The organism is Paracoccus sp. NIOT.M2S5SZ12 (assembly GCF_057748165.1).
This window is the reverse complement of record NZ_JBYLFR010000038.1, coordinates 1-8446: the sequence shown is the minus strand read 5'-3', so window position 1 is coordinate 8446 and position 8446 is coordinate 1. Positions and strand designations below refer to the sequence as shown.

At 61.2% G+C, this 8446-nt stretch carries 10 protein-coding genes; 7 read left to right on the top strand and 3 right to left on the bottom strand.

Going from position 1 to position 8446, the window contains the following annotated elements:
• From AC2SGK_RS17780 to AC2SGK_RS17765, 4 genes are all read left to right on the top strand, one after another.
• Window positions 1-294: hypothetical protein (locus AC2SGK_RS17780; protein ID WP_488324739.1), on the top strand; the 294-nt coding region annotated here is incomplete at its 5' end.
• Between the two features lie 61 nt (window positions 295-355).
• Complete coding sequence (locus AC2SGK_RS17775) at window positions 356-808, top strand: hypothetical protein (protein WP_488324738.1); 453 nt, start codon at window positions 356-358, stop codon at window positions 806-808.
• Between the two features lie 12 nt (window positions 809-820).
• Window positions 821-3676: a class I SAM-dependent DNA methyltransferase gene (locus AC2SGK_RS17770; RefSeq protein ID WP_488324737.1), complete on the top strand. Its 2856-nt coding sequence runs from the start codon at window positions 821-823 to the stop codon at window positions 3674-3676.
• Window positions 3677-4297 (top strand): DUF6338 family protein, encoded by a 621-nt coding sequence (locus AC2SGK_RS17765; protein ID WP_488324736.1) that lies wholly within the window; start codon window positions 3677-3679, stop codon window positions 4295-4297.
• Between the two features lie 282 nt (window positions 4298-4579).
• On the opposite strand, the gene mobQ is transcribed toward AC2SGK_RS17765, so the two are convergent.
• The gene (mobQ, locus tag AC2SGK_RS17760; protein ID WP_488324735.1) at window positions 4580-5797 is read right to left on the bottom strand and encodes a MobQ family relaxase; all 1218 of its coding nucleotides are present in this window, start codon (window positions 5795-5797) and stop codon (window positions 4580-4582) included.
• A 155-nt stretch (window positions 5798-5952) separates the two neighbouring features.
• Between mobQ and AC2SGK_RS17755 the strand changes: the two genes are divergently transcribed.
• Window positions 5953-6219, top strand: coding sequence for a hypothetical protein (locus tag AC2SGK_RS17755; RefSeq protein ID WP_488324734.1), 267 nt, complete (start codon window positions 5953-5955; stop codon window positions 6217-6219).
• Window positions 6216-6779, top strand: coding sequence for a hypothetical protein (locus tag AC2SGK_RS17750; protein ID WP_488324733.1), 564 nt, complete (start codon window positions 6216-6218; stop codon window positions 6777-6779). Before AC2SGK_RS17755 ends, AC2SGK_RS17750 begins: the two co-directional genes overlap by 4 nt.
• Before the next feature lie 152 nt (window positions 6780-6931).
• Here AC2SGK_RS17750 and AC2SGK_RS17745 read toward each other — a convergent pair whose 3' ends face one another.
• Window positions 6932-7228, bottom strand: coding sequence for an addiction module antidote protein (locus tag AC2SGK_RS17745; RefSeq protein WP_088239210.1), 297 nt, complete (start codon window positions 7226-7228; stop codon window positions 6932-6934).
• A gap of 3 nt (window positions 7229-7231) precedes the next feature.
• Entirely contained in the window at window positions 7232-7528 is a 297-nt protein-coding gene (locus tag AC2SGK_RS17740) for a type II toxin-antitoxin system RelE/ParE family toxin (protein ID WP_488324732.1), read from the bottom strand.
• Between the two features lie 564 nt (window positions 7529-8092).
• Between AC2SGK_RS17740 and AC2SGK_RS17735 the strand changes: the two genes are divergently transcribed.
• Window positions 8093-8446: helix-turn-helix domain-containing protein (locus tag AC2SGK_RS17735; RefSeq protein WP_488324731.1), on the top strand; the 354-nt coding region annotated here is incomplete at its 3' end.

Below are 8446 nucleotides of genomic sequence, written 5' to 3'. Positions count from 1 at the left end.
GTGCGGCAGATCGGGGAAAATGGCACGGTCAATGCCTACATCATCAATGATCGTGTGGCATGGAGCGGCAAGCGAGACGGTATCCGCTACAGCCTGTTCAGCGCGGCTATCATCCTGTCCTCCGACGAGCAGCCTGACCAATCCCTGCTGGATGAACTAGAGCCTCTGCGCCGTGTGCCGTCCTTGTTCCAAGGTGAACGGCAACTGCCTTCGGGAGCAGGGCTGCCGCCCATATCTCAACCATTTTTCGACGGCATGGAGCCGGACCTGCCCTCGACGGAAGAAGCCGAATGAGGCCGTTCCGCGTTCCGGTCAGAACGGCTAAAATGGTGCACCACAGAACGGTGGGCGTTCCATGTCATTGCTGACCCTTTCTCAAGCTGCAAAGGCCATCTCAAAGAGCAAGTCAACGCTCAACAGGGCCATAAAATCAGGTCGCTTAAGCGCGGTCAGAAATGAGGATGGCACATTCTCGATTGACCCCTCCGAACTGGCCAGAGCGTTCCCCCAGAACGCACCGGAACGCGCACCAATGGTGCACCATGAACCGGCCTTGGAACGCTCCGGAACGGAAGATTCCAGCAAGGTCGCCATGTTGGAGCAGCTTCTTGAAAAGGAACGCGAAGCCCTTGCCCGTGAGCGGGAGGTGTCGGCGGACCTGAAAGAGGATCGGGACCGCTGGCGTGCCCAGGCAACCGGCTTGCTATCCGATCTTCGGACAGCACAGGAAAAGACTGCGCCTGCGGCTTCCCCGGAAGCTTTGCCTGGCCCGCAGTCCAAGGGATTTTGGAAACGTCTTTTTGGTTAAGGACTTTATAACGTGCGCTTGAGCTTCAATGAGATCCGGGCGCGTGCCGCCCGCTTCGCCAAGGATTACGCAGATGCAACCTATGAGAAGGGCGAGACACAGACCTTCTACAACGACTTTTTCCAGATCTTCGGTGTCCAACGGCGTTCCGTCGCCCGCTACGAGGAACACGTCAAGAAACTGAACAATAAAAGCGGCTTCATCGACCTGTTCTGGCCGCGTGTCCTGCTGGTTGAACAGAAATCGGCAGGACGTGATCTGTCCGAAGCCGAAAAGCAGGCCGGGGAATACTTCGACGCCATCAAGGAAGCGGACCGTCCCCGGTTTCAGCTTCTGTGCGACTTTCAGACCTTCCAGCTTCTAGACCGTGACACGCGCGAGGACACCTCCTTCACGCTGGCCGAACTCCCAAAGCATATCGAGAAGTTCGGCTTCATCATGGGGATGGAGAAGCGTAGCTTCAAAGACCAGGATCCGGTCAACATCAAGGCGGCCGAGCTGGTCGGACGGCTACACGACAGCCTTGAGGCCAGCGGCTACAAAGGCCACAATCTTGAGGTTTTCCTGCCTCGGATCGTGTTCTGCCTGTTCGCTGACGACACGGGCATCTTCGAGCCTCGGGACATCTTCCTGGACTTCCTTGAAAACCGGACCAAAGAGGATGGGTCAGACATCGGCCCTCTGCTGGCGCAGCTTTTCGATGTTCTCGACACCCCCGAAGATCAGCGTCAGACCACCCTAGACGAAGATCTGGCCCGGTTTCCCTATGTGAACGGCGGGCTGTTCTCGGCCACGATCCGCCCCCCGGCCTTCAATGCCGAAATGCGCCAGCGCCTGTTGGATGCCGGACAGTTCAACTGGTCCGGCATCTCGCCCGCAATCTTCGGTTCGCTGTTCCAGTCCGTCATGGACAAGCAGGAACGCCGCGAAGCGGGCGCGCACTACACCACCGAAAAGAACATCCTCAAGGTCATCGGCCCGCTGTTCCTGGACGAGCTGCGCGCCGAGTTCGAGGGCTTGAAAGCCCGCAAGACCAACCGCGTGAAGCTGCTGCAAGCCTTCCACGACCGTCTTGCCAAGCTGACCTTTCTTGATCCTGCTTGCGGCTGCGGAAACTTCCTCATCATCACCTATCGCGAGCTGCGCCTGCTGGAAATCGAGGTGCTGCGTGAGATTCACCGCGATGACCTAGCTCGCATGAAGGGCGGGGCGACGGAATTGCCCCTGCAATCCCTGCTGAAGATCGACGTGGACCAGTTTCATGGCATCGAGTTTTCCGAGTTTCCTGCCCGGATCGCAGAAACCGCCATGTGGATGATGGACCACATCATGAATACGCAGGCGAGCCTGGAGTTCGGCGCGGCCTTCCTGCGCATTCCGCTGCGAAAATCCCCGGCCATCACGCATGGCGATGCGCTGGAACTGGATTGGCAGGCGCTGCTGCCCGCCGAACGGTGCAGCTACATCATCGGCAATCCCCCCTTCGTCGGGGCGAAATACCAGTCCGAGTTCCAGCGCGCCCAAGTGCGGCGCATCGCAGGCTTGGGCAAAAGCGGTGGAACGCTGGACTATGTGGCGGCATGGTTCCTGAAAGCAGCCCGCTATGGGCAGGGGCACAAGGTGCCCTTCGCCTTTGTCTCGACCAACTCCATCACCCAGGGCGAACAGGTGGCGCAGCTCTGGCCCACGCTGCTGGACCGGAGCGGGATGGAGATCGCCTTTGCCCACCAGACCTTTGCCTGGGGGTCCGAGGCACGCGGCAAGGCGGCGGTGCATGTCATTGTCACCGGCCTAGAGCCGCGAAACGCGGCCCGGCCCATCAAGCGCCTGTTCAGCTATCCCGACATCAAGGGCGAGCCGATCGAAACGCAGCCAAAGGCGATTTCTCCTTATCTGACCGACGCCAGCGCCTTGGCCAATCCGCATGTCGTAGTGCGCGAGGAGAGCCGCCCCATCAACGGCCTGCCCCGTCTGGTCATCGGCAGCAAACCCATCGACGGCGGGCATTTCATCTTTTCGCCCGAGGAGCGGGATGCCTTTTTGGCGGCCGAACCGCAGGCCGCACCCTATCTACGCCCCTATATCGGTTCGCGCGAGTTCCTGAATGGCGGGCTGCGATATATTCTCTGCGCCGCCCAGATCCCGCCCCAGGAGCTGCGCGCCATGCCCTTGGCGCGGGCTGCCGTGGCGCGGGTGCGCGATTACCGGCTTGGGAATATCCCCGCCAAGGGCAAGGATGCCGACAGCATCAAGGCCCCTGGCATGTCTTCGCTGACCCTGGCTGAAACGCCAACGGCCTTTCATGTCACCGTCCTGCCAGACACGCCGTTTCTGGTGCTACCGAAGGTCAGCTCCGAACGCCGCGAATATGCCCCAATCGGCTGGCTAGAACCGCCAACCGTTCCCAGTGATCTGGTTTTCGTGCTGCCGGATGCCACACCCGGCCTGTTCGCCATTCTGACCTCGGCCATGCACATGGCATGGATGCGCAGCATCGGGGGGCGACTGGAGAGCCGTTACCGCTACTCCATCGGGCTAGTCTACAACACCTTCCCGATGCCGCCGGCGAAAGACCTGGCGGCGCTGGCGCCCCATACACAGGCGATCCTCGATGCCCGCGCCAAACACCCCGGTGCGACACTGGCCGATCTCTATGATCCCGACCTGATGCCCGCCGATCTGCGCCGCGCCCATCACGCCAACGACCGCGCCGTGGACCGTCTCTATCGCCGCGCCGCCTTCGTCTCGGAAAGCGACCGCGTGGCCCATCTGCTCGGCATGTATGAACAGCAAGTGGCCGGGATGCTGGCAGCGCAGAAGCCAAAACGTGCCCGCAAGACCAAAGCAGCTTCTGCCATCGCCGAGTAAATGGAGGAAGCTATGGGCGGGCTGACCGATTTTGATACGGTGTTTGTTGCAATGGCCTTCTGCGTCCCAGGATACGTATATCTTGTCGTTCGGGGTCACATTGTCCCCGGACATCGCGCCAGAGGCACGGAAAGCATCATTCGCTTACTGTCTGTTAGCACGGTCAACTTCATGCTCTGGGCATGGGCTGTCTACTTGGTCATTGGGTCAAATAAGATGCCCGAATGGGCAAAGCCAGCGATCTGGACGTTTGCGATCTTGGTATCACCTGCCATCATGGGCCTTCTCAGTGGCCTATCCACAAAGTTCAGGTGGGTGCAAAAAATCTATCGCTTCCTCCGATTTCACCCTGTCCATATCATCCCCACTTCTTGGGACTACGCCTTCTCACGGCCTGAACCTCGATATGTGATAATCACACTCGACAATGGCCGAATTTTTGCAGGGTTGTGGGGAGCAAGGTCTTTTGCGTCAGATGAACCCACAGAACGCGATATCTATATCGAGCAAGTCTGCAAGATAGACACGGAAAGTGGCATCTGGACGTCTACCGACCGCAGCTTGCTGATAAAGGGCAATCACATACGATCAGTTGAGTTCGTTCCCATTCCACAAGGATAAAGCATGTCAGACAAAAAGCCCCAGACTACCCGCGTTTTCATTACTGACGGATACCAACCCCTAGAAAGCGTAACACGCGGCTATCAAGCCGTATCCTTTAATCCAAAACCTCAAGGTGGGCACCAACCCACAACCAGCCAAGGCAGTGGAGGTCAGCCTAAACTGCCGACCGGCGGATCCAGCGAAAGCGATTAACCCATGCGGCAGTGAAGCATATCTGGCTCGCCCCGGCCCGCTCGTTTCATTGCGGGCTGTAGGGTCGGGGCGGGCCGGATTGCCGCGCTACAGGCCATGATCTATGCCCCTGTCGCGGTGTCTGGCTTCGCGCTCCAGTTCCCGAACCCGTTCCTGCTCTCTGACGCGCTCGGCCTCCTGCACCCGCTGGCGTTCCTCGGCTTCCCGGCCCTGCTGCAACGCGGACGCGCGCCCGGTCAGTGCCTCCCGGTCGATGCCCCGCGCGGCTTCGCGTAGCCGCTCGGCCAGGCTGCGGGCGGGTTCGCGAACGGCATCCCGATCCGGGCTGGCCTCGTCACGGCTTTGGCGGGCTTCCCATGCCGCCCGCATTCGCGCTGCAAGGTCTTGCCCCTCACTGGCACTGTCGCCCCGGTCTACGGCATGGGCCAGACCCCGTTCCGGTGCAAGGCGTTCCGCAGCCCGTTCCAGCCAGTCAAGAACCTGCCCCGACAGCCGTTCCGCCACCCGCGCCACCTCGGCCGCCTGCGCCTTGACCTGGCGCCAGACCTGGACGGCCGCGACCTCGATGCCGCGTTCCTTCATCTGCCACGCCCCGGCAGACAGTTGCGGCAGCGGCTCGCGGTCCAGTTCCACCGCCCGCACCGTCTGCCGCAGCGCCTCGGCCTCGTCGCCGCGATCATGCGCCGCGGTGGTCCGCTCCATGGCCTCGATCCGCTGCGCCTCTAGCGTCCGGTGGTCGATCCGTTCCTCATGGCCGCATCGCTCAAGGGCGCGGTTGTTGTCCCGCGCCCATGCCTCACGCCATCCTTCCAGCATCTCGACCGCGTTCCAGTCCCGGTTCTTCGCCCCGAACCCCTCGGGGCCGATCTCGCGGGTGGTCAGTAGGATATGCGCATGGTGGTTGCGCTCGTCGCCGGTTCGCCCCGGCGCATGAAGCGCGATGTCGGCCACCATGCCACGGGCCACGAACTCGCGCTGGCAGAACTCGCGCACCAGCTCGACGCGCTGCCCGTGGTCCAGCTCGGCGGGCAGAGCCACCCGGATTTCACGGGCGACCTGCGAATTTTTCCGGGTCTCTGCCGCCTCGACCGCGTTCCACAACGCCGCCCGATCCTGCACCCATGCGGGCGCATTGGCAGGGGCGAGTGTTTCGACGTGATCGACGCCGCCGCGCGCCCGGTAATCGAAGGTCAGCCCGGTGCGGTGATCTTCGATCCGCTCGGCCGCGCGGTAGGCTGCTGCCGCCGTGGCGCTGCGCCCGGCCGAGCGGGAAATCATCGTGGCCCGAAGGTGGTAGATTGCCATTTCTGCGCGCGCTCTTGCTTGGGGTTCAAAGGGGAATGCAGTTGCCCCTTTGCCCACACAAACGCGCAGCGTTTGTATAAGTGGGCACTTCGTGTCTTGCACCATATCCTCTTGGTGGTCAGAATTGCAACCATAGAGCGACGAAAGGATTTGACGTGGCACGCACCATTGACCAGCAGATTGCCGAAGCACAGGCCAAGCTCAACCGTCTCAAGACTAGGGCCAAGGCTTCCGAGACCCGCCGCAAGATCATCGTCGGGGCGGTGGTCACGACCGAGGCTTTGAAGGATCCGAAGATCGCCCGCTGGATGGCCGCCACCCTGCGCAAGAACGCGACCCGTGACGTGGACCAGAAGGAAATCGCCGGGCTGCTGGCTGAACTCGATGCCAAGGCGCAAAGCGCCGGGGCGGGTGAACCGTGAGCAACAGGGACTCCTTCGATATTCTGGGCGAAGAACTCAATCTGATGCGTCGGCAGATCGAACTGTTGCAGCGCACCAGCCTGGACCGCAAGGATGCGGAAAAGCTCAATGCCGTGGTGGTCCAGAGCCTCGACCGCATGGCCAAAGTCGGCCCGGCGCTTCAACAGCGGATCGAACAAAGCCTGGCCACCGCCGCCCTCGATCTGCGCCAGCACACCGCCTATGCGGCAACGGAAGGCGCCAAGGAAGCCATCCGCGAAGCGCAGATGGAAAGCATCAAAGCCGCCAAGGATCTCCGCAAGGCCGCCGGAGAAGCCCGCAGAGAGGCCTGGAGGTGGTTTGGTGGGTTCTGGGTGTGGCTGGCCTCTGTGGGCGCCACAGGGGCGCTCCTGGGCGCACTGGCGATGTTCTGGCTGCAAGGGCACGCCGATGCCAAGGCCTTCGGGAAATATCCACGTATTTACTGCACATCAGCAGGGGGGCAGAAGGTCCAGCAGGATGATGGCTCCAGCTTCTGCGCCTTCTGGATCAACCCGCCCCCGCAGCAGGCCGGTGAGTAAGCAGAAAGTTTCCACCTGTCCCGTTGTCAGCTATGGTGATGGAGGCTGATCCACCTTCGGGACTTAGGTCCATCAGCCTCCGCCAGGGCGAAACGTGGAATGGGCTGCCGCTGCGGGGTTTCCGGGCTTCCCGACACACAAAAACCGGGCCTTCACGCTCCGGGCTGGATCGAGACTTTCAGCCCGAGTGCCTTGGCGACCTTCATCACCGTGGAAAGCGTCGGGTTGCCTTCCCCCGAGAGCGCCTTGTTCAGCCCCACCCGGCTCATGCCGACCTCGCGGGCCAAGGCAGTCATGTTCCGGGCGCGCGCCACCACCCCGAGGGCGCGGGCGACATAGGCGGGATCGTCGCCGCCTTCCTCCATGACCGCTTCCAGATAGGCCGCAACATCTTCCTCGGTCTTGAGGTAATCGGCGGAATCGTAGCGGGCGAACTTTTCTTCCGGCATCGCTTATCCCTTCCACTGTTCGGCCAGAACCTTGGCCTGCCTGATGTCCTTGCTCTGCGTGGACTTGTCGCCACCGCACAGCAGGATCACGAGAACCGGCCCGCGCTGGATGAAATACACCCGGTAGCCTGGCCCGTAGTTGATCCGCAGCTCCGACACGCCCTCCCCGACCGGCTCCGCATCGCCGGGGTTTCCCGCCGCCAGCCTGTCCAGGCGGGCCGCGATCCGGGCCACGGCCCGGCGATCCCGCAGACCGGAAAACCAACTGTCGAAGGTCGCGCTTCGGATTAACTCGATCATCTGACAACTATAGTTATCAATTTTTAGACTGACAACCAAAGTTATCACCTGCCTGCTCTAAGCAGATCCTGCCGATACCAGCCGGACAGACTTCGCCTGCTGTCACCCTTCCCCCTGCACCCCCATCCCTCGCGCGCATACGCACGCGGAGTCGTCCGCTCGGCCCACAAGGGGCCTCGCGTCCGACGGCATTCAAAAACTACACAGCCCGTCCCACGGGCGGGGGGTCGCCAGCTTCCTGGCGGGCGCTCCCCCCCGGCGCGCAAGCGCGCCCGGACTGTGCATTTTTTGCCTGCCTTAAGATCATAAGAAGGCAAAAAAATAAGTATTTGATTTCGTTATATTTTTTATGGGGGGGTGCGTCATGAGCTATGACGCACCCCTGCGTCATGAGCTATGACGCACCCCTGCGTCATTTGGGACCACTTTTTGTCACCTTGTGACCAATTTTTGTCCTTTACTTGAGGTTATTAATTGGTAGCCTGTGGCCAATTTTCGGTCACAATTGACGCACCCCTGCGTCAAAACTCATGAGTTCTGACCGGCACCCAAAGGGCCAAAACCATGACCAAAGCCGTCGCTACCTCACGATCAACAACTGGCCAGTGGGTCCAGACGGAGAGGGCGGCGCACGAAGCATGGGCGGCCCTGATTGGACGCGCTCCGAAAGCCGCCCAGTTGATGCACATCCTGACAGCCCGAGTCGGTCAGCATAATGCTGTCGTGGTCAGCCAGAAGAACCTGATGAAGCTAATGGGGTGCAGCCGCCGCACGGTTCAGCGCGCCCTTGATACCTTATGTGAAGATCGTTGGGTCGAGGTGCGGCAGATCGGGGAAAATGGCACGGTCAATGCCTACATCATCAATGATCGTGTGGCATGGAGCGGCAAGCGAGACGGTATCCGCTACAGCCTGTTC

What these genes read in the sequence shown, in the direction of transcription:
- AC2SGK_RS17775 (WP_488324738.1), top strand. Translation starts at nt 356, where the DNA reads ATGTCATTGCTGACCCTTTCTCAAGCTGCAAAGGCCATCTCAAAGAGC.
- AC2SGK_RS17745 (WP_088239210.1), bottom strand. Translation starts at nt 7,228, where the DNA reads ATGCCGGAAGAAAAGTTCGCCCGCTACGATTCCGCCGATTACCTCAAG.
- AC2SGK_RS17740 (WP_488324732.1), bottom strand. Translation starts at nt 7,528, where the DNA reads ATGATCGAGTTAATCCGAAGCGCGACCTTCGACAGTTGGTTTTCCGGT.
- mobQ (WP_488324735.1), bottom strand. Translation starts at nt 5,797, where the DNA reads ATGGCAATCTACCACCTTCGGGCCACGATGATTTCCCGCTCGGCCGGG.
- AC2SGK_RS17765 (WP_488324736.1), top strand. Translation starts at nt 3,677, where the DNA reads ATGGAGGAAGCTATGGGCGGGCTGACCGATTTTGATACGGTGTTTGTT.